The following is a 25,540-nucleotide window of genomic DNA, read 5'->3' as shown; positions in this document are numbered from 1 at the left end:
AACAGCTACTTCGGCTGGCCCACTGCACCTGCAGGGGTAGCTGGCGAGGATCGTCATTCATTGCCGATGAGTAGGTGACCGAAACTTTCATTCACCGGACGACCGGTGGCTTTGCGCCTATTCGACGCTGCTCCCGAACTACGCCGCGGCGGCACCTTCATCGGGCGCGGCAGGATTTCATAATGCAAATCCCCGCGTCGCCCCGGATTGTGCCCGCTCACCAAGGCCGGGACAAAGCAAGGGCGCCAGCTTCCCGTTGCGGGAAGCTGGCGCCCTTGGGCCGAAACGGTTGCGGTGGGGCTTAGAAGTCCCAGTCCTCGTCTTCGGTGTTCACGGCCTTGCCGATTACGTAGGAGGATCCGGACCCGGAGAAGAAGTCGTGGTTCTCATCCGCATTCGGGCTCAGCGCCGAAAGGATCGCCGGGTTCACGTCGGTGACCGAGGCCGGGAACATGGCTTCGTAGCCCAGGTTCATCAGCGCCTTGTTGGCGTTGTAGTGCAGGAACTTCTTGACGTCCTCGGCCAGGCCGACACCGTCGTAGAGGTCATGCGTGTACTGGACCTCGTTCTCGTAGAGCTCGAAGAGCAGCTCGAAGGTGTAGTCCTTCAGCTCCTGCTTGCGCTCCTCGGTGACCCCCTCGAGCTCGAGGCCCTTCTGGAACTTGTAGCCGATGTAGTAGCCGTGCACGGCCTCGTCACGGATGATCAGGCGGATCAAATCTGCGGTGTTGGTCAGCTTGGCGCGCGAGGACCAGTACATCGGCAGGTAGAAGCCGGAGTAGAAGAGGAACGACTCGAGCAGCGTCGAGGCGATCTTGCGCTTGAGCGGATCCTCGCCGTAGTCGTAGCCCTCGATGATCTGGGCCTTCTTCTGCAGGTTCTCGTTCTCGGTCGACCAGCGGAACGCCTCGTCGATTTCCTTGGTGGAGGCCAGGGTCGAGAAGATCGAGGAGTAGCTCTTGGCGTGCACCGATTCCATGAAGGCAATGTTGGTGTACACGGCTTCCTCATGCGGGGTCAGCGCGTCCGGGATCAGCGAGACCGCGCCGACGGTGCCCTGCAGGGTGTCCAACAGGGTCAAGCCGGTGAAAACGCGCATGGTCAGCAGCTTCTCGGCCTCGGTCAACGTTGCCCACGACTGGACATCGTTGGACAGCGGGATCTTCTCCGGCAGCCAGAAGTTGTTGACCAAGCGGTTCCAAACCTCGACGTCCTTGTCGTCCTGGATGCGGTTCCAGTTGATCGCTTCGACGTGGCTGGCCAGCTTTAGCTTCTCAGTCATTTCCGTCCCTCTTCATACTAAAAGTTTTTGGGTTTTGCGGGTGCGCGTACGACGGCGGGTGGTTACCCGCCGTCGTACGCATTCGGTCGTCAGGTTATCGCTACCTGGCAACCTTGGGTGAATCGGCAGCTCTTAGAGTGCGCAGGAAACGCAGCCCTCGACCTCGGTGCCCTCGAGGGCCATCTGGCGCAGGCGGATGTAGTAGAGCGTCTTGATGCCCTTCTTCCATGCGTAGATCTGTGCCTTGTTGATGTCGCGGGTCGTAGCGGTGTCCTTGAAGAACAGGGTCAGGGACAGGCCCTGGTCCACGTGCTGCGTGGCAACGGCGTAGGTGTCGATGACCTTCTCGTAGCCGATTTCGTACGCATCCTGGTAGAACTCCAGGTTGTCGTTGGTCAGGTAGGGAGCCGGGTAGTACACGCGCCCGATCTTGCCTTCCTTGCGGATCTCGATCTTCGCGGCCACAGGGTGGATCGAGGAGGTCGAGTTGTTGATGTAGGAGATCGACCCGGTCGGCGGAACGGCCTGCAGGTTCTGGTTGTAGATGCCGTGCTCCATGACGGAGGCCTTCAGCGCACGCCAGTCGTCCTGCGTCGGGATGTCGATCCCGGCGAAGAGCTCGCGCACGCGCTCGGTGGCCGGAACCCATTCGGCCTCGGTGTACTTGTCGAAGTACTCGCCGGTGGCGTACTTCGAGTCGGCGAAGCCGTCGAAGGCCTCGTTCTTCTCGATGGCCAGCAGGTTCGAGGCACGCAGCGCGTGGAACACCACGGTGTAGAAGTAGATGTTGGTGAAGTCCAACCCTTCTTCCGAGCCGTAGTGGACGCGTTCGCGGGCCAGGTAGCCGTGCAGGTTCATCTGTCCCAGGCCGATGGCGTGGGTCTTGGCGTTGCCCTGGGCAATCGAGGGAACCGAGTTGATGTAGGACATGTCGGAGACGGCCGAAAGCGCGCGGATGGCGGTTTCGATCGAGGCACCGAGATTCTTGCCGTCCATCGCCTTGGCGATGTTCATCGACCCGAGGTTGCAGGAAATGTCCTTGCCAACGGTGTCGTAGCTCAGGTCTTCGTTGTACTCCGAGGCGGTCGAAACCTGCAGGATCTCCGAGCACAGGTTGCTCATCGAGATCTTGCCCTTGATCGGGTTGGCGCGGTTTACCGTGTCCTCGAACATGATGTACGGGTAACCGGACTCGAACTGGATCTCTGCCAGGGTCTGGAAGAACTCGCGGGCATTGATCTTGGTCTTCTTGATGCGGGCATCGTCGACCATCTCGTAGTACTTCTCGGTGACGAAGATGTCGCTGAAGGGCACGCCGTAGACCCGCTGGACGTCGTAAGGCGAGAACAGGTACATGTCCTCGTTCTTGCGGGCCAAATCGAAGGTGATGTCCGGAACCACGACGCCCAGGGAAAGGGTCTTGATGCGGATCTTCTCATCGGCGTTCTCGCGCTTGGTGTCCAGGAAGCGCAGGATGTCCGGGTGGTGGGCATTGAGGTAGACCGCTCCGGCACCCTGGCGTGCGCCAAGCTGGTTGGCGTAGGAGAAGCTGTCTTCGAGAAGCTTCATCACGGGGATGACCCCGGAGGACTGGTTCTCGATCTGCTTGATCGGGGCACCGTGTTCGCGGACGTTCGTCAGCGACAGGGCGACACCGCCGCCGCGCTTGGAAAGCTGCAGCGAGGAGTTGATGCCACGGGAGATCGATTCCATGTTGTCTTCGATGCGAAGCAGGAAGCAGGAAACGAGCTCGCCGCGCTGGGCCTTGCCGGCGTTCAGGAACGTCGGGGTCGCCGGCTGGAAGCGACCCTCGATGATCTCGTCGACCAGGGCGATGGCCACCTTCTCGTCGCCACGGGCCAGGTGCAGGGCAACCATGCAGACCCGGTCCTCGTAGCGTTCGAGGTAGCGCTTGCCGTCAAAGGTCTTCAAGGTGTACGACGTATAGAACTTGAAGGCGCCCAGGAAAGTCTCGAAGCGGAACTTCTTGGCGTAGGCACCGCGGTAGAGATCACGGATGAAGTTCATCGTGTACTGGTCGAGCGTCTCGCGCTCGTAGTACTCGTGCTTGACCAGGTATTCGAGCTTCTCGTCGAGGTCATGGAAGAACACGGTGTTGTTGTTCACGTGCTCCAAGAAGTACTGACGTGCTGCGGCACGGTCTGCCTCGAACTGGATGCGTCCGTCGGAACCGTACAGGTTCAACATGGCGTTCAGCTCGTGGTAACCCAGGCCCTGAAAAGCTGCGGGCAATTCCTTAGAATCTTGCTTCATTTCAGGTTCTGCGACTTTCGTGTCCAAAAGACTTCCAATCCTTCGCGAACTCGGGTCACATCTTCTGGAGTGCCCATCAGTTCAAATTTGTATAGAAGCGGAACCTTGCATTTGGCTGCGATCTTGATCGCGGCCAAGCAATAGGTGGTTCCAAAGTTGGTGTTTCCGGCACCTATTACTCCTCGTAACAGGTTTCGGTTGCGTACATCGTTGAGGAATTTTACGACCTGCGGCGGGATCGACCGCTCTCCCTTTTCGCCACCGTAGGTGGGAAGCAGAAGCACGAACGGCTCGCTCGCCACCAGGTGTGGATCGCGGTTCTTCAACGGAATGCGGGCGCAATCCAGATCAAGTTTTTCCATGAACCGGTGTGTGTAACCGGAAGCCGAGGAGAAATAGATCAAGTTGCTGTTGGTAAGTACCTCCGCCAGCACGGCGTGGTCATGCATTGGTGGTGTGGCCAACGCTGAACTAGGCATTTTTGATCGCCTCGCAATTACTCGAATCGGTAAGGCTGGGTGTGGCTGGTCAGGCTACGGACGAGGCCATTTCCTGGGCCAGTGCGTCGATCTTGTCCGGGCGGAAGCCCGACCAGTGATCGGCGTCAGTGATGACAACCGGTGCCTGCATGTAGCCCAAAGCACGAACGCGCTCCAAGGCAGCGGGATCCTGCGAAATGTCAACGCTCTGGTAAACGATGCCCTTCTTATCAAGAGCTCGGTAGGTTGCGTTGCACTGTACGCATGCTGGCTTCGTGTAAACCGTGACGGTCATGTCCGTAAATCCCCTCGTGCAAAAATCTGTGTATGTGTTGTGGCTGGTTCCCTATGCGCGCTCCCCGCGGGAGTGATGCATACGGACTTTGTGTCCCGGCGGCTACGAAGCCTTCGGGGGCGGGGATTCGTACATTTCTCCGCATTCCGGAGGTTCGCGCACTAGGCCTCACCAGCTGATTCAATACTACATCTAGTGGGGCCCCGAAGGTTAGACCCCAACATGATGTATTACACCCCTGTCATTCAACTCACCGACAGTCCACAAGCACTGTGGATAAACATCCCTCGTTAAACCGCGTGAATCCAACGAAATCGAAAATCTATCCACACCCTGTGGAGCAATCGACCAGAGATAAAAGAGTTGGCGTGTCGCTCGGCACGGCGTGTCGATCCTCAGCCGTCGAACCACAAGATATGGCGTTGCCGATTGAACGCTAGCACTACAGGTAGTGCCCTCGCCAACGCGACACCGCACTTTCCCCCACAAATGGCGTGCCGCGGATTGTGCGGCCGAAACCGAAGACCCAGGCCAGCCCCGGCGACGGCCGCCCAATCGGGCCGAGGCCTCGTCTGGCGCTGGCCGGACGAGTTTCCCGCCACCGTGGATCGGCCGCGAAGGCGGCTCGCCCGGGCCAGATAAACCCCCATGCCGCCGTCACGCGGCTCCACACCGGAAGCGCCAACCGCTTTGCGGTCTCGAACGTGACGGCGGGCCGGCTCTTCGAGTACCGGGGCTTGCCGTTGGCACTTCACCGGCGATTCGAGCCGATGCCAGGAAAGCTGCGATAGGCGACAGTCCGCAGGGATTGCTCCAGCAGAAGGCAAAACTATGCCGTTGAGGGAGCCGCCGAAAAATACGGATCCCCACCGGCAAGCGCCCTGGCGGTTGCGCTCGCTGCGGCAGTTATCGCTTCTTCGAGGCCGCACCCGTTCAGCAAGGCACCCACGGTTGTGCCCAGGAAGAAGTCTCCGGCACCCTTGGCCCGGCTTTCGACCAGTGGGGTCTTCACCAATCGTGTTCCCGCATCCGTGACCAAAAGCGTGTCCACGGTCGCGGCACCTCGCCCGGATGAGGGCGCGGCGCTGGTGACTGCAACCCATCGGAGCGTTGGGGTCAGCAGCGACCGCGCCTTTTCTTCCGGCGAGTGGCCCCCGCGTCCCTCGGTGAGCAATCCAAGCTCAAAGTTGTTGGGCGTGACCGCGCCCGCCAAGGGGATCAGGTGCTTGACATAGCCTTCCACGACCTCGGGGGCCGTGTAGAGGCCGACGTCCTCATCCCCCATGGCCGGATCCACCACCAGCTGGATGCCGGGGTTGATCTCTCGCACCCGCGAAAACCATTCGCCGATGATTCTTGCCTGGCCCGGATGCGCCAGGTATCCGACACAGACGAACTTCGCTTCCCCGAGGACCGCACGCGCCAGGAGGTCATCAAGGATCCCGCCGAGCCAGCCGTCGTCCAGCTCTCCCCCGGCCAGCGATGGATAGTGGGGCAGGTTGCTGAACATGACGGTCGGGATGCAAATGACCCGGTGCCCGGCCCGTTCAACCATCCTGCCGATCACGTTGTTTCCCACCGAGCCAAAGGCCAGTTGGGAGCTGATGACGACGGCGGCAACCGGGCGTCGGTCCAATTCGTAGGGCAGGTCCGGGCTCATGGGGCTCGCGGCCTACTGGGCGGCGGTGTGGGGCGCGGCGGGCTTCTCGCCGGCGAACCCTGGCCAGTAGTGGCTGTCGGGCAGTGCCCGGGCACCGAAGATGCCCTGGCCCACGCGGACGACTGTGGCGCCTTCCTGGATGGCGAGTTCGAAATCGCCGCTCATGCCCATGGACAGCTCTTCGATCTCCATGCCCTCCGGTGCGCTCTCGCGCAGCATGTCGCGCAGCTCCCGCAGGCGCACGAAGCATGCCCGCACCGCCTCCTTGTCGTCGCTGAACAGGGCCAGGGTCATCAGGCCCTTGACGTGGAGCCGGTCGAATTGCGGGAGCTGGTCGACGAATTCCTGCACCTCGGCCGGCGGGAGCCCGAACTTGCTTTCCTCGTTTGAGGTGTTGACCTGGACGAAAACATCGAGCTGGCGGTCCTCGGCCTCGAGCCGGCGCTGCAGTGCCGCGGCCTGGCGGATGTTGTCCAGCGCCTGGAACTCGTCGGCGAACTTCGCCACGAACTTCGCCTTGTTGGTCTGCAGGTTGCCGATGACCGAGAACTTCAATCCCGGGATGTCAGCAAGGTTCTCGGCCTTGCGCGCGGCCTCCTGGACCTTGTTCTCTCCCAGGAAATCCATTCCCGCCGCAACGGCCAGGCGCAAGCGGTCCTCGGGCACGGTCTTGCTGACCGGCAGCAGGCGGATCGAGGCGGGATCGCGCCCCGCCTTGCGAGCGGCCGCATCGATGCGGGCCCTGATGGAGGCAAGGTTGTGCTTGAAATCCTCGATGGAGCTGGCGTGGGCTGCGGCAGGTTCGGGGGTGTTCACGGGCAATGTCATGGCGGGGGCAGAGTCTTTCACGATGAGGAACTTCGGATGCTTCAACGCAGGGCCCAAGCGGGTCGATGCGCCACGGCCAACATAGCACGGCGATGCGGAGCCCCTAGTCACGGTCGGGTGAAAGTTCACTGGCGCCATACCCGGACGCATGAGGCGATGCCCGCTACCTGGTGCGGCAACCGCCGCGCCAGGTAGCGGGCATCGCGTCCCGCACCACCGATGATCCCGGACGTCAGCCCGTACTGGAACGGGAGGCCCATGAACCCCAGCCCGGGGACCTGGGTGCTGATCCCCCGGTCGTGGAAGGGATAGCCTGCCTCGTCCACTTCCAGGCCATGGATCCAGGAGAAGTCGGGCCGGTACCCCGTCGCCCAGATGATCGTGGACGCCTCGATTGCCGCCCCGTCTTGCGCCACCATCACGCCGTCGCGCACGTCGGCGATCTTTCCGGCACGGATGACCCCGGCGGAGTCGACGTCGTCCGCGCTCAGCCCGATCAGCGGTGCACCGTGGGCGAGGACCTCCTTGGCGACCTTGCGTCCCGCCGGCGTGGAACGCGTCAGGATGCGGTGGACCAGCAGCCAGTACAGCGCCGGCGCGAAATGGATAAGGGCGTCGGGCACATGGGCGGTCGGCTTCCCGCACAGCGTGACCTGCCGGCTGGCGGCCAGCTCGCAGGCGATTTGGGCCCCCGAGGTGCCGAATCCGACCACGGCAACCGGGCCTTCGGGAAGCAGCTGCGGGTTTCGGTACTCGCTCGAATGCAACTGGGTCGTGCCGGCGGAAATCCGGTCGGCAAACGCCGGGATCTTCGGAGCCTGGTGGACGCCGGTGGCCACGACCACGCGGTCCGCGGTGAAGATCCCCTCGGTGGTGTGCATCGTGAATGCCCCGTCCGCACCAAGGTCCATGCCCGTGGCGGTGGTCGAGGAACGGACCGGCATGCCAAAGGCCTGCGCGTAGGACTCCAGGTAGTCGGCGACGGCACCGGCCATGGGAAGCTCTCCGCGCCTGGCCGGGAACCGGCGCCCCGGCAGCCCGTCGTGTGCCGCGGGGGTAAAAAGTTGCAGGGAATCCCAGCGCGATCGCCAACTGCTGCCCGGTGCCGGCCCGGAATCCAGCACGACGTGGTCCTCGCCTGATTTCCCCAGTTCGCGGGCCATGGACAACCCGCAGTGGCCGGCTCCCACGATGATCGTGCGGTGGTTGTTGGTCTGGCTTTGCATGGTGGACTCCTCGGTTCCGCGCGTAGCGACCCTACGTTCATTAGAATACTCTTCCAGTCAGTGGAGCGCTATTCTTTTGTCATGGATTCCACCCCGAGGACCAAGCCCAGCCGCCGGGCGCAGCAGAGCGCCGAGACCAGTGCGTTGATCATTTCCACGGCACGCAGCCTCTTCATGGAGCAGGGCTTCGTCCCCACCACCATCGAGAAGCTGGCGCGCGAATGCGGGGTGGCTGTCCAGACCATCTACAACTCGGTGGGCACCAAGACGCAGATCCTGTCCCGGATCATCGACCAGGCGGCCTCGGGCGAACGAGCGCCGGCATCCCCGCTCGAGTTCCTCGCCGCCGAGCTGGAGCGCACCGCCACGCCCGACGACGTTGCCACGGTCTTGTCGGCGTGGTTTGCCGAAGTCAACGGGCGCATGGCCCCGGTCTACAAGGTCCTTTCCGACGCCGCTGCAGTGGATCCCGCGGCGGCGACCCTGCAGCGGGCCCGCGATGCGCAGCGCTTTGAGCGCTACCTGGCTGTGCCCGGCCTGCTGCGGGACCGCGGGGGGCTGCAAGGCGGACAACAGGACGAGGATGTCGCGGCACTGATCTGGAACACCGGGCATCCCCATGCCTACCGTTTCTTGGTCGCCGAACGGGGCTGGCCGTCGGAGCGCTACGAACGCTGGTGCCATGCGGCGCTGGCCGACGCCTTTTCCTGAACGCGCAGCGAAGACCATTCCCGCGGACACAGCAAGGCGCCGCCCTTCCCCGAGGGAAAGGACGGCGCTGGGAGTCCGCTTCCGGGTGTGGCTAGACCTTCTTGACGACGGAGGACTTCAGGTGCATCGGCCCGAAACCGTCGACCTTGCACGAGATGTCGTGGCCGTCGATGGGGTCGACCAGGCGGATGTTGCGCACCTTGGTGCCGACCTTGATGGACTGGGCCTGGCCCTTGACCTTCAGGTCCTTGACCACGGAGACGGTGTCGCCATCCGCCAGCACGTTGCCAACCGAGTCCTTGATGACCGTTTCCTGCGGCCCCTCGACGGTTTCCGCCTCGGCGGTCCACTCGTGGGCGCACTCGGGGCAGACCAGCAGGGCGCCCATTTCGTAGGTGTAGGGGCTTGAACACTGCGGGCACGATGGCAAAACGTCACTCATGGCACCCATTCTAGGCGGCGGTGACAAATCGGCGGTGCGAAGCCCGCTTCCGGGGCACGTCCGCGACCCGGAAGCGGCACACCGGCTACCCGCCTTGGGTGCCGGTGGACGCTGCCGCACGGGGCACCCGCACGGCGAACACCCCGGCAATCCCGACTGCCAACGCCAGCACCGCGGGCAGCAGGGCGCCGGGGCCCCCGAGGGAGCCGAACACCACGCTTGCCCCGGCCGAGGCCATCTCCTGCAGGTTCCCGGCGAAGACCCGCGAGCCCGCAGCGTAGGAGAGCCCGTCCAGCAGCGCGGGCACCAGCCAGAGCAGCAGCAGGCTTACCGCCCACGCCACCGCCTGCCGTGCGGTTCCGACCCCGCACCAGGCCAGGGCCGCCGCCGCCAGGATCGCAGGCAGCCACCGCGCCACGGCCAGCACCGCGGGAACCACCGGGGCCGCGGCACCCGCACCCAGGACCATCGTTAGCGCGTACAGCCACAGCTCCACCGACAACGCCGCCAGGGTCAAGCCGACCAAGGCTCCGGGGCGCCCGGCGCGGGCCACCAGGAACAACGCCACCAGCCCCAGGACAACGCCCAACGCGATGACGACCAGCACGCCGACGAAGTAGATGTTCGCCGCCATCGTGGCGCCCAAGCCGTCCCTGACCACCGCGGCGGTCTGGATTGCCGCACAGGCGATGGTCGCGAAGGCGCCAATTGCCGCATAGGCGGAGGCCGTGCCCCGCGCCGCCGCGGGTGCTGCGCGGACCGCCAGTCCGGCGACCCCCAGGCCCAGGATGACCATGGACAGGATCTGCGCGAGGAAGTACTGGCTGAATGGCAGCAGCACCCTGGGCATGTCCTCGGGCAGGGTGTCGATGGCCCACAGGTTCTGCAGCGGGAGCCGCAGGCCCGTGGCCAGCCACGGCAGCAGGCCCACGCCGACCGCGCCGATCCCCACGAAGAAGTACCACCATGTCCGGTGGCTGCTGCCGGGCCGCGGCCGGGCATACGGATTCGGGGTTGGCGTCATGGCTTGCATTCTTCCATGGGCCGGCAGGTCAAGCCGTCGGCGGCCCGGTTCGCCCCGCGACCTCAGGCGCCAAGAAGCCGGCCAACGCCCACCGCGGCACAGGCCCACAGGACACTGACGAAGGTCCCGAGGATGAACTGCTCGGCGGCGGCGTGCTGCTTGAGTTCGGAGAACCTGCCAAGCCCCTTCACCGCCAGGACCACGGCCAGGCCCTCGGGCCAGGCGGCCCAGAGCGTCGCGGCAATCGCCGCGCGTTCCAGCAGCCCGATCCACATGCCCCCGCGCAGCGGGCTGGCATCCGGGTCGTGGTCTTCGCCGGCATGGTCCCGTGCACGCTTGAACGCCGCAAGACGGAAGACGGTCTCGGTGACGGGCCCGCCGCCAAGTGTTGCCGCGGCCACGCTGGCAACGATGACCAGCTCAGGGGGTATCTGCCCAGCCCCGGGGGCGTGGTTGCCCAGCGCGGCGAGGATTCCGGCGAGCGCCAGCGCCGCCACCAGCAGGGCGCTGGTCAACGACTGCTTCAGCGGCCAGCGGAAGCCCGATGCGGCGAAATACCGCGGGGCACCCAGGGCAAGTACCGCCAGGAGCAATACCCAGGCAATCCAGTTCATGTGCGTCGTCCGCCTTCCGCGTTCAGGGCATATTCGTGCAGGGCCGCACCTGCCGCGGCGGCCAGCCGGGTGGCTTCGTACCAAAGCCCGGAGGCCAGCCGTGCCGAGACCGCCTGCTGCGAGATGCCCAGCCTGGCCGCGACCTGCTGTTGGGTCAGGCCCCGGGAGACCAATATGCCAGCTTCGGCCGACGATTCGGTGCGACGCGCGTTGACCATCGCGACCAGTTGCAGTTCGGCCTCCAGGCGTTCGGCCCCGTTCCCGGGCCCGGACAGGGCTAGGGACCCGCTGGAGCCCTTGGCGCGTTCCACGGCGTCGCGGGCGTGTTCGAAGGCGGGTCCGCGGCCGGCGCGCGTCTGTTCGGGCATCGGGGTCTCCACGGCCCCGACGCCGATCCCCACGCTCCATTCCCCCGTGCGTGCCACGTCCAGGGCCAGGGCTACCGCGGTGGCACCGTCCCGGAGCAAGCCCTGGATCTCGTCGCCGGCGGTTCGCTCGAATCCGCGCACGGCTTCGTAGTCGGTGGCCAGCCGCTGCAGCAGGGCCTCGACCTTGTCCGGTCCCGACCGGGAGCGGCGCTGGTCTATGGTGATGACGATCATTCCACAAACGTACAGACTTGTACGACTTTTTACAAGCCCCAAGGTTTGTAAGTGGACCCACAAGGCGAACGGCGAGCGCGGCGCCGCCATCCCGGCGGCATCGCCGTTGCCCCGTCCCTCCGCGGGGCATAGCATCCAAGGTGTGAGGACAATTGCGATGGACCACGAGCGCTGCGCCGGGTTCCCCGCCGGCTGCCTGGAACATCCATGCCCCGCCACCTGATCGTCCACGGCGCAGGCTCCCGGCTGTCCTGCACCGTCTCACCCGGCACCGGTCCCGAGGTGCTCTTCCTCAACGGCGCATTTTCCACCGGTCAGGATTGGAAGCAGGTCCTGCGCGACCTGTCCCCCGACTGCCACACCGTGACCTTTGACGCCCGCGGACGTGGCCGCTCGCCAAGCCACGCGGACTATTCGTTTTCCGGGGCGCTGGACGACGTGGCCAGTGTGCTCGCCGCCGCCAAGCTGCAGCACCCCATCCTGGTCGGCTGGTCGCACGGGGCCACCCTGGCCCTGCGCTACGCCGCCACGCATCCGGGCGCGATTGCCGGGATCGTGCTCATTGACGGCGCCTTCCCCGTGCGGGTCTTCCACGAAAAGGCACAAAGACGCATCCGCAGGCAGTACCGGCTGCTCAAGGCGCCGATGGCCGTGCTGGGTTCCCTGGGGATCATGTCCAAGCTGGCGCACCACCGGGCCGCCGACCTGGTCGTGGAGCTCGACGAGATCGACGCGGGGCTGCTGCCCGATTACCACTCCCTGGACTGCCCGGCGCTGATCATCGCCGGCTCGGGGCCGCACCCGGGCTCCCCCGCGGCGGAAATGCGCACAATGCGCGCCGCGGCGGCACTGGCCTGCGGGGCCAACGCGCGGGTCCGGCTGTTCTCCACCGTTCCAGCCAACCACCTGCGGATCCTGTCCAGGCATCCCACCGTCATCACCTCCGCCATCCACGCCCTGGCCTCGCGCACCTAGCCACCGCGCCCTTGGCTGCGGACCACATCCGGGCGGTGCACGGACAACCCCTTGACTTGCCGGAATTTGCGGCGACACTTTAGTCAGGAGCACCCCGGAACCACCCCCCGGCAGGGAATGGGGACCACCAACGCCGGGCACACCACCGGTTTCCGGGACACACTCGCCTGTCTCGCACCCCCGGGTGCCTTGGGGCTCACGCCATCGGCCCGATGGTGCCGTTGCGGCACCCTCCGGCATGGCGAATCGGTGCCGCGAAACCGCGGCGCATCCCGATCCGACGCCGTCCGCCCGGCTGCCGGCAGCACCACCACGCAGGGGGCCGCCACCCGCGCACCCGCCTCCCCAGGAGAACCCACCCATGGCCACCAACGGCATCTACGCCTCCGCATTGCGCTCCGCGATCGACGGCGAGGTATTCGGTTCCACCGACCCCGGGTTCGAAGCCGCCTGCCTCGGATTCAACCTGGCCCACGAGTTCCGGCCGGATATCGCGGTGCTGCCTCGCTCAAGCAGGGACGTCGCCGCCGCGGTGCGCCATGCCGCCGACCACGGGCTGGCGGTCCACGTACAGGCCACCGGCCACGGGCTGGGCACCCAGGCCCACGGCGGGATGCTCATCAACACCGCGGGGCTGCAGGAACTGGACCTGGATCCGGAGACCCGGAGCGTGCGCGTCGGGGCCGGGGTGCGCTGGAGCAAGGTCATTGCCGCAGCCGCACCGCACGGGCTGGCCCCGCTGAACGGTTCCTCCCCGGACATCGGGGTCGTCGGCTACACCATGGGCGGTGGCATGGGGCCGATGGGGCGCACCTTCGGGTTTGCCGCGGACCACGTGACCGCGCTGCGGATGGTCACCGCCTCCGGCGACACGCTCGAGGTCGATGCCGTGCGGGAACCGGAACTTTTCTGGGCGCTGCGCGGCGGCAAGTGCTCCGTCGGCATCGTCACGCAGCTGCGGTTCGACCTGCACCCGGTCGCCGAGGTCTACGGGGGCGGCATCTTCTTTGCCGGGCAGCACGCTCCGGAGCTCTTTCACGCCTTCGGCCCGTGGGCACGGTCCCTGCCCGAGTCCACGACCGCCTCCATGGCCCTGCTGCGGCTGCCCGACGCCCCGGAGTTCCCCGAACCGCTGCGCGGCAAGACCACGGTGCACCTGCGCTATGTCCACGTGGGCGGCGACCAGCAGGGCGCGGCGTTGCTCGCCCCCATGCGCGGCACCGCCGGTGCGCTGGTCGACATGGTGGCGATGATGCCGTACTCCCTGATCGGGTCAGTCCACCAGGACCCCACCGACCCGATGCCCGCCTGGGACGCCTCGCTGCTGCTGGGCTCCCTGGATGCCGGCGCGATCGACGCCCTGCTGGAAACCGCCGGGCCCCAACTCCGGATCCCGCTCATCCTGGCCGAGCTGCGCCACCTGGGCGGCGCCTTCGCCCGCCAGCCCGAGCACCCCAACGCCGTGGGCAGGCGCGATGCCGCCTTCGCGGTGAATGTGGTCGGCCCCTACGCCCCGCCGCTGCGCGAAGCGGTGGCGGCCAGCGGCCTGGCGGTGCTGGGGGCCATGGAACCGTGGTCCCACGGAGGACCCTCGATCAATTTCCGCGGCTTCTCCTGGGCCCCGCAGGATGTGCGCAAGGCTTGGGAACCCGGGCACGTCGAGCGCCTGCGCCGGGTCAAGGCCGGCTGGGACCCTGATTCGAGGTTCCGCTTCGGCTACCAGCTGGACTGAGCTCCGGGCCCCGGACCCAGGTCCCCCGCGGCGTTCCCGTCAGGCCCACGGGCGCAGCCATTGGCTTGCTGCGTCCCGAACTTCAGCAGCGACGGTGGCTTCTCCCCGGCGCGTGCGCGCTTGGATGCACCGCTTCGTGGCATACGTGGGGCGACGGGCGACGGAACCGGCAACAGCGCACCCGCCCGCCACTTCCACGGGGGACTATTTGCCCTATTGGTGTCCCCCACCCGGGCGTACGTTGGTGCCCAGCACGGCAGCACGCGTTCCCACCCCGAGGAGGCACATCATGTCAGGGGGAATTTTCCGCACGAAGACCATCGAGCAGACGATGGCCGAAACCGAGGAACCCGAACACAAGCTCAAGAAAAACCTGGGCGCACTGGATTTGATCGTCTTCGGCGTCGGGGTGAGCATCGGCGCCGGCATCTTCGTGCTCACGGGCCAGGCCGCGGCGTCCAACGCCGGGCCCGCCATCTCGATCTCCTTCCTGATCGCCGGGCTCGGCTGCGGGCTGGCAGCCCTGTGCTATGCGGAACTGGCCTCCAGCGTTCCGGCCGCCGGCAGCGCCTATACCTACACGTACGCGACCATGGGCGAACTTCTGGCCTGGATCATCGGCTGGGACCTGATCCTGGAATTCACCGTCGGGTCCGCCGCCCTGGCCACCTCCTTCAGCCAGTACCTGGGCGTGGTCCTGTCCGGCACCCCCTTCGCCATCCCCGAGGCGATCGCCACCGCGGAAAACGGCGTGCTGAACCTGCCCGCGGGACTGCTTGTCGTCGGCCTGGCCATCGTGCTGATCTCCGGGGTGAAGCTCTCCAGCCGCATCAACCAGGTCGTTACGGCCATCAAGATCCTCGTCGTGCTCGCGGTGATCATCGCCGGGGCGTTCTTCATCAACCTGGCCAACTGGTCCCCCTTCATCCCGCCGGCCGAATCCCCTGCGGCCTCCCGCGGCGGCGCACTGCACCTGCCGCTGGTGCAGAGCATCTTCGGGCTCGATCCCAGCGTCTTTGGCATCGGCGGGGTCTTCGCCGCCGCCGCCATGGTGTTCTTCGCCTTCATCGGCTTCGACGTCGTGGCAACCACGGCCGAGGAGACCCGCAACCCGCAACGCAACATGCCCATCGGCATCTTCGGCTCCCTGGCCATCGTCACTGTGCTCTACATGGCGGTGTCCCTGGTGATCACCGGCATGCAAAGCTACAAGGACATCGACCCCGACGACGGGGCACCGCTGGCCACCGCCTTCGTGAACGCCGGGCTGCCGGTGATGGGCGACCTGATCGCGATCGGCGCCTGCATCGGGCTGGTGGTGGTGTGCATGATCCTGTTCCTGGGCCAGACCCGCGTGGGCTTCGCCATGGCCCGCGACGGACTCTTCCCGGTGGCGCTGGCCAAGACCCACCCGCGCTTCGGCACCCCCTACCGGTTCACGATCCTTGCCGCCATCCCGATCGCCGTCCTGGCCACCTTCGTGCCGCTGTCCACGCTCGCGGAACTGGTCAACATCGGCACCCTGGCCGCGTTCGTGCTGGTGTCCATCGGGGTCATGGTGCTGCGCCGCACCCGCCCGGATTTGCCGCGCGCCTTCAAGGTGCCGTGGGTGCCGGTGATCCCGATCGCCTCGGTCCTCGTCTGCTTCTACCTGATGCTGAACCTGGCCCTGGAAACCTGGATCCGCTTCGTGATCTGGCTGGCCATCGGCTTCATCGTCTATTTCGCCTACTCGCGGAAGCACAGCCGGCTGAACCAACCAACCTCCGTTCCTTAAGCTTCTTCACCGGGGCACCGGGGGGCTCTCGCCGTCTCAGGAAGGCATCACGATGATGACCTTGCCCTTCGCGCGCCTGGATTCAAGGCGTTCGAAGGCGCTGGCAAAATCGTCCAAGGGGTAGGTGCTGTCGATGCCGAGCTTCAGCTTCCCCGCATCGACCAATCCGCACAGCAGCGCCAGCCCGCCGGCATCGGGCTCCATGAAGAAGAAATCATACGTGGCACCGGCCGCGGCGGCCGCCTTCCTGGCCTTGCGGCTCATGGCTGCGGCGACCGGGCGCACCAGCGCCCGGCGCAGGCCCGAGACCTCCTCCGGGATCCCCTCGGGAGTCAGCGGACCGGTGATGGACACGACCTTCCCTCCGGCCCGCACGCGGGTAAACACGTCGAGGTCCGTTTCAAGGCCAACCAGGTCCAGCACCTTGTCGAACTGCCCCGCGTAATCGGAAACCTTGGACTCGCGGTAGTTGATCACGCGATCCGCACCGGCCTGCTCGACGACCTGGCGCCCCTGCGGGGATGCGGTGGTGGTCACGTGTGCCCCGGCCAGCTTGGCCAGCTGGATCGCCAGCAGGCCCACTCCCCCTGCGCCGCCGGTGACCAGCAGCCGTTCCCCGGATTGCAGGTCCAGGTGCTTGGGGCCCAGCGCCTGCTGCGCGGTAAGGCCCGCCAGCGGCAGCGCCGCGGCATTGACCAGGGCAACGGACTTCGGCGCGCGGGCCACCAGGGCTTCGTCGATGGCCAGGTACTGGGCCAGGGCACCCAACGCAGTCTTGCCCACGCGTGAGACCACCCTGTCCCCCACCGCAAAGCGGGAGACCCCGGGACCCAGCGCGGTGACGACCCCGCTGAGTTCGTTCCCGGCGATCTTCGGGAACTTGTAGGGATGAAGCATCTTCAGGGTTCCGGCCCGCTGCATCGCGTCGACCGGGTTCAGGCCCACCGCGGCGACCTTGATGAGAACCTGGTTGGCGGCGGGCCGCGGTTCGGGCAGTTCCAGGACCGTCGTGGCGTCCGGGCCGCCGTACCTGGTGTAGGCAATGGCTTTCATGTTTTCCTCCGTCGCACCAAGGATCACTACGCTTCACGGCGAACACTTCAGGCGATCATCCGGCGGGGCAGGTGCACCTAGAATCTACACGCCCACACCGGGCAGGCCACCGTGAGCCCACTCTCAGTAACCGGCGACCCTCGGCCCCGGGAACCGGTACGGAAGTCCGCCACGTCCCGATTCCGGAGTTCGTTCTTCCGGGCTGCGGGCGGCCGAACCGGTTGCCCGCGGAGGCAACGCACGGCGGCGGTTGGCACGATTGGATGCCGGCACGCCGGCTCCCGTGGCCGACCGGTTCGACGGCAACACCGCTTCGCGGTTGAGCCCGTGTGGCGTCCGCCCCGCCGCCAAGCGGCACCAGGGATCGCCAGCAGGATTGCAGAACGCGTCTGCGGCCCCGGCCGCATCGGGACACAAAAAAGGCCTCCGACCTGAGCCGGAGACCTTTTTATTCTTGCTATCTGGTGGAGGTAAGGGGATTCGAACCCCTGACCTTCTGCATGCCATGCAGACGCGCTACCAACTGCGCCATACCCCCAGATGAGAGCCGCCCTTGCGGGCAACTCAACCATCATAGGCCACACAAAACGCGTGGCGCAAATCGAGGGACCCTAGAGCGAATCGGGGAGCGTTTCGATGTGCGACATGTCGGTGGCGGGCTCGCCGGTGGTCGGCAGCTCGATGAGCGGGCAGTCGCCCCACAGGCGCTCCAGGGCGTAGAAGACGCGGTCCTCGTTGTGCTGGACGTGGATGACCACATCCGCGTAGTCGAGCAGGACCCAGCGGCCCGCGCCACGGCCTTCGCGGCGTACCGGGCGGATGTCGAACTCCTCGGCCAGCTTGTCCTCGACCTCGTCGACGATCGCGTTGACCTGGCGCTCGGAGGAAGCCGAGGCGATCAGGAACGCGTCGGTGACACCGAGGCGCTCGGAAACGTCAAGGGCGATCAGGTTTTCGGCCTGCTTCTCGGCGGCGGCCAGTGCCGCGGCCTTGACCAGGTTGATGGAATGTTCGTGGGCGCTCATAGGGGGTTCTCCTTGAGGGAATTGTGGCGTCGCAAAAGCGCGCTAGTTGGAGTTCAGGAACATGATGAGGCCGGCCACCAGGGCCGCGCCTCCAACGGACAAGGCCGCGATGACCATCAAGTACATGTTGTTGGCACGGCGCATTCCGGCGGTCTGCACGTCCAACGGCTCGAGTCCCTGGGCGCGCACTGCACGCACGGGAGGACGAGACGTCGAGGGCCCAACATCTTCGGCGCGGGGAGCCCTGGATTCGGGTGCCGCCACCGCCTTGCCGGCGGCCGGGGCCGCGGGGGCCTTGGCCGGTGCTGCTGCGGCAGCTTGTTTCGCGGCGGGTGGCTTGGAGCCGCCAGCCGATGCCTGGGCCGGAGTAGCAGCCTTTGGCTTGTGCGCAGGTGTGACCGCCGGGGCTTTCGCTGCCGGGGTCGTCGACTGGGGCGCCCGGGGCGCCGAAGCCGGAGTCTTGGTGGCCGGGGCCGCGGTGGTTTGCGGTTCCTCGACGATGGTGCCTTGGTCGGTCATGGCGATGTTGTAGCCACGTGTCCGCGGACCGGAGATGCCGGTGTTGACCAGCTTCTTCTCGATGTCCTCTTCGACCAGGTGGTTCATGGCCCCGGTGAAGGGGTCCGAGCGGCGGGCACCGGCCCGCTGGGTGTTTTCCTCCTGCATGCGCAGGCGCTCGGCGGCGCGGCGGGAAATGATCGCGGCACGCGCGGCAAGCTCGCGCTGCTGGGCCAGGACCTCCAGGTCCACGTTGGCCAGGTCTTCCTCGGGCGCGATGAGCAGCGGTTCGCTTGGGGCCGCCCCGCCGGAGCGCTGGCGCAACGCCAGGGCTTCCTCGACGCTCATCTGCGGCGAGGGGGTTTCGGGATCGGCTGGCGGCTGGGCCGCTGCAGGCTTGGCCGGGGCCGGTTTGCCGGGTGCGGGCTTGGCCGGAGCGGGCTTGGCCGGTGCCGGCGTGGCCTTGGGTGCGGGTGCGGACTGTGCGGCGCCCGCGTCCTTCGCGGCGCCCAGGGCCTGCAGGCGCATCTGCTTGCGCGTCAGCGGTGCCGGGTCTTCGGCGGGGGCAGGGTCCTTGGGTGAAAGTTCGGAGACTTCCTGTTCCAGGCGGCGGCGGGTGCGCAGGGCCTCGCGGTCGCGGGCACGCTGCAGGGAGGTGCGCTCGGTGCGTTCCGGCATCGCGTCAACCGCACCGGTGGCGGCGCGACGGCTGCGCGCAGGTTCCGCCGGTTCCAACACGGGATTGGCCGCGGGCTTGGCGGCCACGGGCTCCCGGACGGGCGTGGCGGCAGGAGGTGCAGCAGGCGGCCTGGCGGCAGGCTTCTCGACCGGCTTCCCTGCCGGCTTGGCAACGGCGGGCTTTTCGGCCTGCTTGGCGGCAGGCTTCTCGACTATTCCGGGAGCGGGTTGCGCCGTCGGAACGGCGGCCTTGGGCACGGGAACCTCCGCCGCCGGCTTGGCTGCCGTCGGCTTCGCTGCGGCGGGCTTGGCCGCATCGGGCTTCGGTGCGGGGGGCACGGGCTTTTGGCCCGCCGCCGCCTCGCGGGCAAGCTGGGCTTCGGCCTCGGCACGTCGCTGCTCCCGCAGGGCTCGCCTGCTGAGCGCGGGCCCGGTCTCGTCGCTCATCTTGTCCATTCCCGGCCGTCTCTATTCCTGGCCGTTGCTTACTGCGTTGTTCTTGTCGTTGTACAGCTTGTACTTGGCGATGTACTGCACCACGCCGTCTGGCACCAGGTACCAGACAGGATGCGCGGTCCGCACCCGTTCACGGCAATCCGTGGAGGAAATCGCCATCGCCGGGACCTCCATCAACGACACGTCGTTGCGGTCCAGCACCGGCAACTCGTGGCCGGGCCTGGTGACCCCCACGAAATGCGCCAGCTGCCACAGCTCCTCGGCGTTCTTCCACCCCATGATCTGCGCCATGGCGTCAGCGCCGGTGATGAAGAACAGCTCCGCCTCCGGACGCTGTGCGCGCAGGTCCCGCAGGGTGTCGATGGTGTAGGTGGGGCCGGGTCGGTCGATGTCCACCCGGCTCACCGTGAAGCGGGGGTTTGCCGCCGTGGCGATCACCGTCATCAGGTAGCGGTGCTCGGCCGGGGCCACGTCGCGGTCCGACTTCTGCCACGGTTCCCCGGTGGGCACGAACACGACTTCGTCAAGGTCGAAGACCGAGGCGACTTCGCTGGCTGCCACGAGGTGCCCGTGGTGGATCGGATCGAAGGTGCCGCCCATGACGCCGAGGCGAAATGGGCGGTCCGTACGTTCGGCCTCGAGACGGCTAGTGATGGCCGTGCTTGTTGGTGTGCGTACGGTGGGTGTCCTCGGGTTCCGGCTTGACCTGGTGGCGGTTGCCCACGTTGGAGTAGGACATGGTGATCAGCAGCATCAGCATGAACAGCAGGAAGATTCCGCCGCCGACAAGCAGCGCCTGGGTCTGGGTGGTCATTCCACCGGTGGACTCGGAAGCCAGGATCGCCGCGTTCAGGGACTGGGTAAACATGTTTCTCCAGGTTGCTATGTGTGCCGGACCCGCGTAGGCGCGCACGGCACGTTGTTGTAACTATTTTGTCTCGTTAGCCTCTATCGTACCCACCTTGGCACGCGGCTACGAACGAACATGCCCATCGCCTTGCACAATCCACTTGGTCGTGGTCAGCTCGCGCAGGCCCATGGGACCGCGGGCGTGCATCTTCTGCGTCGAAATGCCGACCTCGGCACCCAGTCCCAGCTGCCCGCCATCGGTGAACCGGGTGGAGGCGTTGACGATCACCGCGGCCGAGTCGACCTCGGCGATGAAGCGCTCGGCATGGGCAAGGTTGTTGGTCAGGATCGCCTCGGTGTGACCGGTGCTGTGCGCACGGATGTGCTTGATCGCACCATCCAGGTCATCAACCACGGCCACGGCCAGGTCCAGGTCCATGTATTCGGTGTCCCAGTCCTCCTCGACGGCGTCGATGGTCGGGATTCCACCGGCCAGCGCCTTGGCGCGGGCATCGACGTGCAGGCGCACCCCGGCCTTGGCCAGCGCGGCAAGCACCTCGGGGGCCGCGGCGGCCTTTGCGTTGAGAAGCAGGGTCTCGACGGTGTTGCACACCGAGGGGCGCTGGGTCTTGGCATTGAGCAGGATCGGGGCGGCCATGGCGGCATCGGCTGACTCGTCGAGGTAGATGTGCACGTTGCCCTCACCGGTCTCGATGACCGGGACGCTGGCGGTGGTGACCACGCGCTGGATCAGCTCGCGCCCGCCGCGCGGGATCAGCACGTCGATCTTGCCGCGTGCGCCCATCATCGCGTCGGCGCCGTCGCGGCCCCAGGGATCGACCGAGGCCACGGCGTCGGCGGGCAGCCCCACCGTTTCCAGGGCGTCGCGGATCAGGGCCAGCAGCGCCTCGTTGGAGTGCGCGGCGGCGCTTCCCCCGCGCAGCAGCACGGCGTTTCCGCTCTTCAGCGCCAGCCCGGCGATGTCGACGGTGACGTTGGGGCGGGCCTCGTAGATGGCGCCGATGACGCCCATGGGCACGTGCACCTGGCGCAGCCGCAGGCCGTTGGGCAGGGTCTGGCCGCGCAGCACGGTGCCCACCGGGTCCGGCAGCCCGGCCAGTTCCTCCAGGGCGGCGATCAGCGCGTCGACGCGCGCGTCGTTCAGCCGCAGCCGGTCCAGCAGCGCCTCGGTGGTGCCGTTGGCGCGCCCGGCCTCGATGTCCTTGGCGTTGGCCTTGATCACGGCCTTGCGGTTGGAATCCAGCGAGGCTGCGATGGCCAGCAGCGCCCGGTCCTTCCAGTTGCGGTCCGCCCGGGCCAGCACGCGCGAGGCGGCGCGGGCGCGGTCGGCCAGCCTGGCCACGGCGAGGGTGGCGGCCTCGGGCCCGCCGGAGTCCTGGGCGGCATCGGTCAGGGTCAAGGCTGCATCAATGTTCTGGCTCATAATCCCTTATTCTACGGTGGATGCGCCGAAGCCCGCCCCCATGTTAAGCACGGGGACGGGCTTCGGTAGCGGCTGCGCTGCTAGACCACGACCAGGTCGTCGACGTGAACCACGGCGCGTTCGTAGGAGCTGCCCAGGTCCTCGCCGAGCTCGTGCGTGGAGCGCCCGAGCATCTTCGGCAGTTCCGCCGACGAGAAGTTGACCAGGCCGCGGGCAATGACCAGTCCGGAGCCGTCGGTGATCTCCACCGCGTCCCCGGCCTCGAAGGAGCCGTTGATCCCGGTGATCCCGGCCGGCAGCAGCGAGGCGACCCCGGAGGCCACGGCGCGCACCGCGCCCGGGTCCAGCAGCAGCCGGCCCTGGGTGGTGGCCAGGTGCGCCAACCACAGCATCCGGGTGGAACGCCGCCCGCCGCGGGCGGAGAACCAGGTTCCCACGTCGTGCCCGGCCAGCGCCGCGGCGGCGTTGGCGGTGGAGGTGACCAGGGTCGGGATGCCCGATTCGGCGCTCATGGTGGCGGCCTCGACCTTGGTGGCCATGCCCCCGGTGCCCAGTCCCGCGGATCCGGTGGACCCGATGCGCAACGCCTCAAGGTCCTCCGCGCGCTCGATCGACGGCACGCGCACTCCCCCGGCGTTCGGCGGGGCGTCGTAGACCGCGTCGATGTCCGAGAGCAGCAGCAGCGCGTCGGCCTTGACCAGGTGCGCCACCAGGGCCGCGAGCCGGTCGTTGTCCCCGAAGCGGATCTCGTGGGTGGCCACGGTGTCGTTTTCGTTCACGATCGGCACCACGCCCAGGGCCAGCAACCGGTTCAATGCGCGGAACGCGTTGGCGTATTGCTGGCGGCGGATCAGGTCGTCGGCGGTCAGCAGGACCTGGCCGACCGTGATCCCGTGGGCGGAAAACGCCTGGGTGTACTTTGCCATCAGCAGGCCCTGCCCCACCGAGGCCGCAGCCTGCTGCGTGGCCAGGTCGCGCGGCCGGCGCCCCAGGTCAAGGGGCGCCAGGCCGGCGGCGATGGCACCGGAGGAAACCAGGATCAGCTCGGTCCCGGCGGTGTTGACCGCCGCGAGGCGGTCCACCAGCGAGCTGAGGGCCTCCTCGGAGATGCCTCCGGCCAGCGTGGTCAGGGACGAGGAACCGACCTTGACCACGATGCGCGAGGCGCGGGGCAGGTCCTGGCGTTGAGTGATGCCCGAGGGCTGGTGTGTGGCGCGCACGGTTTCTCGGTTACTCCCCGGACTTGGGTAGCTGGTGCTTGTAGTTGACCGACTCCGTCCAGATTCCGGCCTTGCGCTCGGCTTCCAGGTCTTCGCGGGCGGCGGCCTTGGCGCCCTTGCGCGCCTCGTGCACCGCCTTCTTCTCGTCGCGCGAGGGGCGTGCACCGTACTCTGCCAGGCGCTCGTCCTGTCCACGGCGCGAGCCCAGAAGCTCGGCGCCTGCGGCCATGGTCGGCTCCCAGTCGAAGACCACGGCGTCGACCTCGGAGCCGATGACCACCGCATCCCCGGGCTTGGCACCGAGCTTGTACAGCTGGTTTTCGACGCCCAGCTTGGCCAGGCGGTCGGCCAGGTAGCCCACGGCCTCGTCGTTGCGGAAGTCGGTCTGCATGATCCAGCGCTGGGGCTTTTCGCCGATGACGCGGTAGAGCGGCTCGAGGTTGCGCTCTTCCTTGCGGATGACGAACCCTGCCCGGCTGGCCTTGGTGCCGCGCGGACGCAGCACCTCGACGGGAACCGGCAGCGGTGCGGCCTCGATCTTGGCGCGTGCCTCGGTGACCAGTTCGGCCATCGCGAAGGACAACTCGCGCAGGCCCTCGCGGGTCATCGCGGAGACCTCGAAGACGCGGTAGCCGCGCTTCTCCAGTTCAGGGCGCACGAATCCGGCCATGTCGCGTCCGTCGGGCATGTCGACCTTGTTCAGGGCGATCAGACGCGGGCGTTCGTTCAACGGGATGATCTGGCCGTCGGCGCCGGCGAACGAGGAGTCGACCTCGTAGGCGTCGAGTTCGGCCTGGATGATGTCCAGGTCGGAGACCGGGTCGCGGTCCGCTTCCAGTGCGCCGCAGTCAAGCACGTGCACCAGGGCGGCGCAGCGCTCGACGTGGCGCAGGAACTCCAGGCCCAGGCCGCGGCCCTCGGAGGCCCCGGGGATCAGGCCCGGGACGTCGGCCACGGTGTAGCGGGTCTCTCCGGCCTGGACGACTCCGAGGTTCGGGACCAGCGTGGTGAAGGGGTAGTCGGCGATCTTGGGGCGCGCGGCGGACAGCGCGGCGATCAGCGAGGACTTTCCGGCCGAGGGGTAGCCCACCAGGGCGACGTCGGCGACGGACTTGAGTTCCAGGACGACCTCGGCGGAGGCGCCGGGGGTGCCCAGCAGCGCGAATCCGGGGGCCTTGCGGCGCTGGCTGGACAGGCCTGCGTTGCCCAAGCCGCCCAGGCCGCCGGCGGCAATGATGTATTCGGTTCCGTCGCCGATCAGGTCGGCCAGGATCTCGCCGTCACGGGTCTTGACCACGGTGCCCTCGGGCACCGGAAGGATGAGGGTCTCGCCGTTCTTGCCGGGGCGCAGGTCTCCCTTGCCGCCCTCGCCGTTTCCGGCGTGGCGGTGCGGCGAGTGGTGGTAGGACAGCAGCGTGGTGGTCTGGGCGTCGACTCGCAGGATCACGTCTCCGCCGTTGCCGCCGCTTCCTCCGTCGGGCCCGCCCAGGGGCTTGAACTTTTCGCGTTTGATGGAGACACAGCCGTGCCCACCGGTACCACCGGAGACATGGAGGACCACTCGGTCGATGAAGGCTGCCACGGTTGAAAGCTCCTAGCAAAAAAGGGTGGCGTTCCGCGCGCTGCTCCCGGGGGCGGGAGGCGGCAAAACACAGGGGTTTTGGAAAAACACATAGAGGGTGAGCCGTGCGGCCCACCCTCTACAGTGTAATGAATGCGGTTACGCGCTTAGTTAGCCAGCGGTAACGATGTTCACGACTTTACGGCCGCGGCGAGTGCCGAATTCGACAGCTCCGGCTTCCAGTGCGAACAGGGTGTCGTCCTTGCCGATTCCCACGCCGGCGCCCGGGTGGAAGCGGGTGCCGCGCTGGCGAACGATGATTTCACCGGCGGAAACAACCTGACCACCGAAGCGCTTGACGCCCAGGTACTGGGGGTTGGAGTCGCGACCGTTGCGAGTGGAACTCGCGCCCTTCTTACTTGCCATTGAATGTGCCTACCTTCAGGTAATGAGAATTCTTGGAAACAACCGCAATTAAGCGATCGAGGTGACCTTGACCTTGGTCAACGAAGCGCGGAAACCCTGGCGCTTCTTGTAACCGGTCTTGTTCTTGTACTTCTGAATGACAATCTTCTGGCCGCGAAGATTCTCAACGACCTCAGCGGTCACCGTAACCTTGGCCAGCTCGTCGGCAGCCGAAGTTACCTTCTCGCCGTCAACCAGCAACAGGGCCGGCAGTTCAATGGAGGCGCCGGGGGCAGCCTTCAGGCGGTCAAGGGTAACGAGGTCTCCAACAGAAACCTTTTCCTGGCGGCCGCCAGCGCGGACAATTGCGTACACCACGTGGGTACTCACTTCTACTCGACGTTCAATATGTCTTGCTGCGCATCACTAC

At 66.7% G+C, this 25,540-nt stretch carries 25 protein-coding genes and 1 tRNA gene; 4 read left to right on the top strand and 22 right to left on the bottom strand.

Annotation, left to right across the window (positions count from 1 at the left end):
• Positions 1 to 301: 301 nt before the first annotated feature.
• The 7 genes from nrdF to BLJ79_RS19600 form a co-directional block, all read right to left on the bottom strand.
• Positions 302 to 1,282 (bottom strand): class 1b ribonucleoside-diphosphate reductase subunit beta, encoded by a 981-nt coding sequence (nrdF, locus tag BLJ79_RS19630; protein ID WP_071216470.1) that lies wholly within the window; start codon positions 1,280 to 1,282, stop codon positions 302 to 304.
• Between the two features lie 132 nt (positions 1,283 to 1,414).
• Positions 1,415 to 3,556 (bottom strand): class 1b ribonucleoside-diphosphate reductase subunit alpha, encoded by a 2,142-nt coding sequence (gene nrdE, locus BLJ79_RS19625; protein ID WP_175475546.1) that lies wholly within the window; start codon positions 3,554 to 3,556, stop codon positions 1,415 to 1,417.
• On the bottom strand, positions 3,553 to 4,035 hold the full coding sequence (nrdI, locus tag BLJ79_RS19620; protein WP_175475545.1) for a class Ib ribonucleoside-diphosphate reductase assembly flavoprotein NrdI: 483 nt from the start codon (positions 4,033 to 4,035) through the stop codon (positions 3,553 to 3,555). The genes nrdE and nrdI overlap by 4 nt, the downstream gene beginning before the upstream one ends.
• 49 nt (positions 4,036 to 4,084) lie before the next feature.
• Positions 4,085 to 4,330 carry a glutaredoxin-like protein NrdH gene (gene nrdH, locus BLJ79_RS19615; RefSeq protein ID WP_071216467.1) on the bottom strand — a complete coding sequence of 82 codons (246 nt, stop codon included), beginning with the start codon at positions 4,328 to 4,330 and terminating at the stop codon, positions 4,085 to 4,087.
• An 829-nt stretch (positions 4,331 to 5,159) separates the two neighbouring features.
• Positions 5,160 to 5,990, bottom strand: coding sequence for a bifunctional hydroxymethylpyrimidine kinase/phosphomethylpyrimidine kinase (locus tag BLJ79_RS19610; protein WP_071216466.1), 831 nt, complete (start codon positions 5,988 to 5,990; stop codon positions 5,160 to 5,162).
• A gap of 12 nt (positions 5,991 to 6,002) precedes the next feature.
• A complete protein-coding gene (locus tag BLJ79_RS19605; protein ID WP_071216465.1) occupies positions 6,003 to 6,818 on the bottom strand; it encodes a YggS family pyridoxal phosphate-dependent enzyme in 816 nt (271 codons plus the stop codon).
• A 125-nt stretch (positions 6,819 to 6,943) separates the two neighbouring features.
• Positions 6,944 to 8,044 (bottom strand): flavin-containing monooxygenase, encoded by a 1,101-nt coding sequence (locus BLJ79_RS19600; protein WP_071216464.1) that lies wholly within the window; start codon positions 8,042 to 8,044, stop codon positions 6,944 to 6,946.
• Positions 8,045 to 8,104: 60 nt separating this feature from the next.
• On the opposite strand from BLJ79_RS19600, the gene BLJ79_RS19595 reads away from it, so the two are divergent.
• Positions 8,105 to 8,755 carry a TetR/AcrR family transcriptional regulator gene (locus tag BLJ79_RS19595; protein ID WP_139194976.1) on the top strand — a complete coding sequence of 217 codons (651 nt, stop codon included), beginning with the start codon at positions 8,105 to 8,107 and terminating at the stop codon, positions 8,753 to 8,755.
• Between the two features lie 91 nt (positions 8,756 to 8,846).
• On the opposite strand, the gene BLJ79_RS19590 is transcribed toward BLJ79_RS19595, so the two are convergent.
• From BLJ79_RS19590 to BLJ79_RS19575, 4 genes are all read right to left on the bottom strand, one after another.
• A complete protein-coding gene (locus tag BLJ79_RS19590) occupies positions 8,847 to 9,197 on the bottom strand; it encodes a zinc ribbon domain-containing protein YjdM (RefSeq protein WP_071216462.1) in 351 nt (116 codons plus the stop codon).
• A gap of 85 nt (positions 9,198 to 9,282) precedes the next feature.
• Positions 9,283 to 10,221, bottom strand: coding sequence for a hypothetical protein (locus BLJ79_RS19585; RefSeq protein WP_071216461.1), 939 nt, complete (start codon positions 10,219 to 10,221; stop codon positions 9,283 to 9,285).
• Between the two features lie 62 nt (positions 10,222 to 10,283).
• A complete protein-coding gene (locus BLJ79_RS19580) occupies positions 10,284 to 10,835 on the bottom strand; it encodes a hypothetical protein (RefSeq protein WP_071216460.1) in 552 nt (183 codons plus the stop codon).
• The gene (locus BLJ79_RS19575) at positions 10,832 to 11,437 is read right to left on the bottom strand and encodes a helix-turn-helix domain-containing protein (RefSeq protein ID WP_071216459.1); all 606 of its coding nucleotides are present in this window, start codon (positions 11,435 to 11,437) and stop codon (positions 10,832 to 10,834) included. Before BLJ79_RS19575 ends, BLJ79_RS19580 begins: the two co-directional genes overlap by 4 nt.
• A 207-nt stretch (positions 11,438 to 11,644) precedes the next feature.
• Here BLJ79_RS19575 and BLJ79_RS19570 point away from each other — a divergent pair, with 207 nt between their 5' ends.
• The 3 genes from BLJ79_RS19570 to BLJ79_RS19560 all read left to right on the top strand — a co-directional run bounded on the left by BLJ79_RS19570 (position 11,645) and on the right by BLJ79_RS19560 (position 15,921).
• Positions 11,645 to 12,412, top strand: a complete 768-nt coding sequence (locus BLJ79_RS19570; protein ID WP_071216458.1) for an alpha/beta fold hydrolase — start codon at positions 11,645 to 11,647, stop codon at positions 12,410 to 12,412.
• Between the two features lie 361 nt (positions 12,413 to 12,773).
• Positions 12,774 to 14,144 (top strand): FAD-binding oxidoreductase, encoded by a 1,371-nt coding sequence (locus tag BLJ79_RS19565; RefSeq protein ID WP_071216457.1) that lies wholly within the window; start codon positions 12,774 to 12,776, stop codon positions 14,142 to 14,144.
• A gap of 289 nt (positions 14,145 to 14,433) precedes the next feature.
• Positions 14,434 to 15,921, top strand: a complete 1,488-nt coding sequence (locus BLJ79_RS19560) for an amino acid permease (protein WP_071216456.1) — start codon at positions 14,434 to 14,436, stop codon at positions 15,919 to 15,921.
• A gap of 36 nt (positions 15,922 to 15,957) precedes the next feature.
• On the opposite strand, the gene BLJ79_RS19555 is transcribed toward BLJ79_RS19560, so the two are convergent.
• The 11 genes from BLJ79_RS19555 to rplU form a co-directional block, all read right to left on the bottom strand.
• Positions 15,958 to 16,974 (bottom strand): NADP-dependent oxidoreductase, encoded by a 1,017-nt coding sequence (locus BLJ79_RS19555; RefSeq protein WP_071216455.1) that lies wholly within the window; start codon positions 16,972 to 16,974, stop codon positions 15,958 to 15,960.
• Between the two features lie 462 nt (positions 16,975 to 17,436).
• Positions 17,437 to 17,512, bottom strand: a tRNA-Ala gene (locus tag BLJ79_RS19550).
• Positions 17,513 to 17,585: 73 nt separating this feature from the next.
• Entirely contained in the window at positions 17,586 to 17,999 is a 414-nt protein-coding gene (gene rsfS, locus BLJ79_RS19545; RefSeq protein ID WP_071216454.1) for a ribosome silencing factor, read from the bottom strand.
• A gap of 42 nt (positions 18,000 to 18,041) precedes the next feature.
• Positions 18,042 to 19,631 (bottom strand): superantigen-like protein SSL4, encoded by a 1,590-nt coding sequence (locus BLJ79_RS19540; protein ID WP_071216453.1) that lies wholly within the window; start codon positions 19,629 to 19,631, stop codon positions 18,042 to 18,044.
• Positions 19,632 to 19,643: 12 nt separating this feature from the next.
• Positions 19,644 to 20,285, bottom strand: a complete 642-nt coding sequence (nadD, locus tag BLJ79_RS19535) for a nicotinate-nucleotide adenylyltransferase (protein WP_083411489.1) — start codon at positions 20,283 to 20,285, stop codon at positions 19,644 to 19,646.
• Positions 20,278 to 20,499, bottom strand: a complete 222-nt coding sequence (locus tag BLJ79_RS19530) for a hypothetical protein (RefSeq protein WP_071216451.1) — start codon at positions 20,497 to 20,499, stop codon at positions 20,278 to 20,280. The genes nadD and BLJ79_RS19530 overlap by 8 nt, the downstream gene beginning before the upstream one ends.
• A 105-nt stretch (positions 20,500 to 20,604) precedes the next feature.
• Complete coding sequence (locus BLJ79_RS19525) at positions 20,605 to 21,924, bottom strand: glutamate-5-semialdehyde dehydrogenase (RefSeq protein ID WP_071216450.1); 1,320 nt, start codon at positions 21,922 to 21,924, stop codon at positions 20,605 to 20,607.
• A gap of 80 nt (positions 21,925 to 22,004) precedes the next feature.
• Entirely contained in the window at positions 22,005 to 23,144 is a 1,140-nt protein-coding gene (gene proB, locus BLJ79_RS19520; RefSeq protein ID WP_071216449.1) for a glutamate 5-kinase, read from the bottom strand.
• Between the two features lie 10 nt (positions 23,145 to 23,154).
• Positions 23,155 to 24,726 (bottom strand): GTPase ObgE, encoded by a 1,572-nt coding sequence (gene obgE / locus BLJ79_RS19515; protein WP_071216448.1) that lies wholly within the window; start codon positions 24,724 to 24,726, stop codon positions 23,155 to 23,157.
• Positions 24,727 to 24,876: 150 nt separating this feature from the next.
• A complete protein-coding gene (gene rpmA, locus BLJ79_RS19510) occupies positions 24,877 to 25,131 on the bottom strand; it encodes a 50S ribosomal protein L27 (RefSeq protein WP_071216447.1) in 255 nt (84 codons plus the stop codon).
• A 48-nt stretch (positions 25,132 to 25,179) separates the two neighbouring features.
• On the bottom strand, positions 25,180 to 25,488 hold the full coding sequence (gene rplU, locus BLJ79_RS19505) for a 50S ribosomal protein L21 (RefSeq protein ID WP_007272816.1): 309 nt from the start codon (positions 25,486 to 25,488) through the stop codon (positions 25,180 to 25,182).
• Positions 25,489 to 25,540: the final 52 nt, after the last annotated feature.

The organism is Arthrobacter sp. UCD-GKA, assembly GCF_001863355.1.
Lineage (GTDB): Bacteria > Actinomycetota > Actinomycetes > Actinomycetales > Micrococcaceae > Paeniglutamicibacter.
This window is presented reverse-complemented; position numbering and strand designations above follow the sequence as displayed.

Excerpts from the sequence above, each read along its gene's own strand:
- BLJ79_RS19525 (WP_071216450.1), bottom strand. The coding sequence starts at position 21,924 with ATGAGCCAGAACATTGATGCAGCCTTGACCCTGACCGATGCCGCCCAG.
- BLJ79_RS19555 (WP_071216455.1), bottom strand. The coding sequence starts at position 16,974 with ATGAAAGCCATTGCCTACACCAGGTACGGCGGCCCGGACGCCACGACG.
- BLJ79_RS19570 (WP_071216458.1), top strand. The coding sequence starts at position 11,645 with ATGCCCCGCCACCTGATCGTCCACGGCGCAGGCTCCCGGCTGTCCTGC.
- BLJ79_RS19540 (WP_071216453.1), bottom strand. The coding sequence starts at position 19,631 with ATGGACAAGATGAGCGACGAGACCGGGCCCGCGCTCAGCAGGCGAGCC.
- BLJ79_RS19600 (WP_071216464.1), bottom strand. The coding sequence starts at position 8,044 with ATGCAAAGCCAGACCAACAACCACCGCACGATCATCGTGGGAGCCGGC.
- nrdE (WP_175475546.1), bottom strand. The coding sequence starts at position 3,556 with ATGAAGCAAGATTCTAAGGAATTGCCCGCAGCTTTTCAGGGCCTGGGT.
- rpmA (WP_071216447.1), bottom strand. The coding sequence starts at position 25,131 with ATGGCAAGTAAGAAGGGCGCGAGTTCCACTCGCAACGGTCGCGACTCC.
- BLJ79_RS19590 (WP_071216462.1), bottom strand. The coding sequence starts at position 9,197 with ATGAGTGACGTTTTGCCATCGTGCCCGCAGTGTTCAAGCCCCTACACC.
- BLJ79_RS19565 (WP_071216457.1), top strand. The coding sequence starts at position 12,774 with ATGGCCACCAACGGCATCTACGCCTCCGCATTGCGCTCCGCGATCGAC.
- rsfS (WP_071216454.1), bottom strand. The coding sequence starts at position 17,999 with ATGAGCGCCCACGAACATTCCATCAACCTGGTCAAGGCCGCGGCACTG.
- BLJ79_RS19585 (WP_071216461.1), bottom strand. The coding sequence starts at position 10,221 with ATGACGCCAACCCCGAATCCGTATGCCCGGCCGCGGCCCGGCAGCAGC.
- BLJ79_RS19610 (WP_071216466.1), bottom strand. The coding sequence starts at position 5,990 with ATGAGCCCGGACCTGCCCTACGAATTGGACCGACGCCCGGTTGCCGCC.
- BLJ79_RS19605 (WP_071216465.1), bottom strand. The coding sequence starts at position 6,818 with ATGACATTGCCCGTGAACACCCCCGAACCTGCCGCAGCCCACGCCAGC.
- nrdH (WP_071216467.1), bottom strand. The coding sequence starts at position 4,330 with ATGACCGTCACGGTTTACACGAAGCCAGCATGCGTACAGTGCAACGCA.
- BLJ79_RS19560 (WP_071216456.1), top strand. The coding sequence starts at position 14,434 with ATGTCAGGGGGAATTTTCCGCACGAAGACCATCGAGCAGACGATGGCC.
- BLJ79_RS19530 (WP_071216451.1), bottom strand. The coding sequence starts at position 20,499 with ATGTTTACCCAGTCCCTGAACGCGGCGATCCTGGCTTCCGAGTCCACC.
- nrdF (WP_071216470.1), bottom strand. The coding sequence starts at position 1,282 with ATGACTGAGAAGCTAAAGCTGGCCAGCCACGTCGAAGCGATCAACTGG.
- BLJ79_RS19575 (WP_071216459.1), bottom strand. The coding sequence starts at position 11,437 with ATGATCGTCATCACCATAGACCAGCGCCGCTCCCGGTCGGGACCGGAC.
- nrdI (WP_175475545.1), bottom strand. The coding sequence starts at position 4,035 with ATGCCTAGTTCAGCGTTGGCCACACCACCAATGCATGACCACGCCGTG.
- BLJ79_RS19580 (WP_071216460.1), bottom strand. The coding sequence starts at position 10,835 with ATGAACTGGATTGCCTGGGTATTGCTCCTGGCGGTACTTGCCCTGGGT.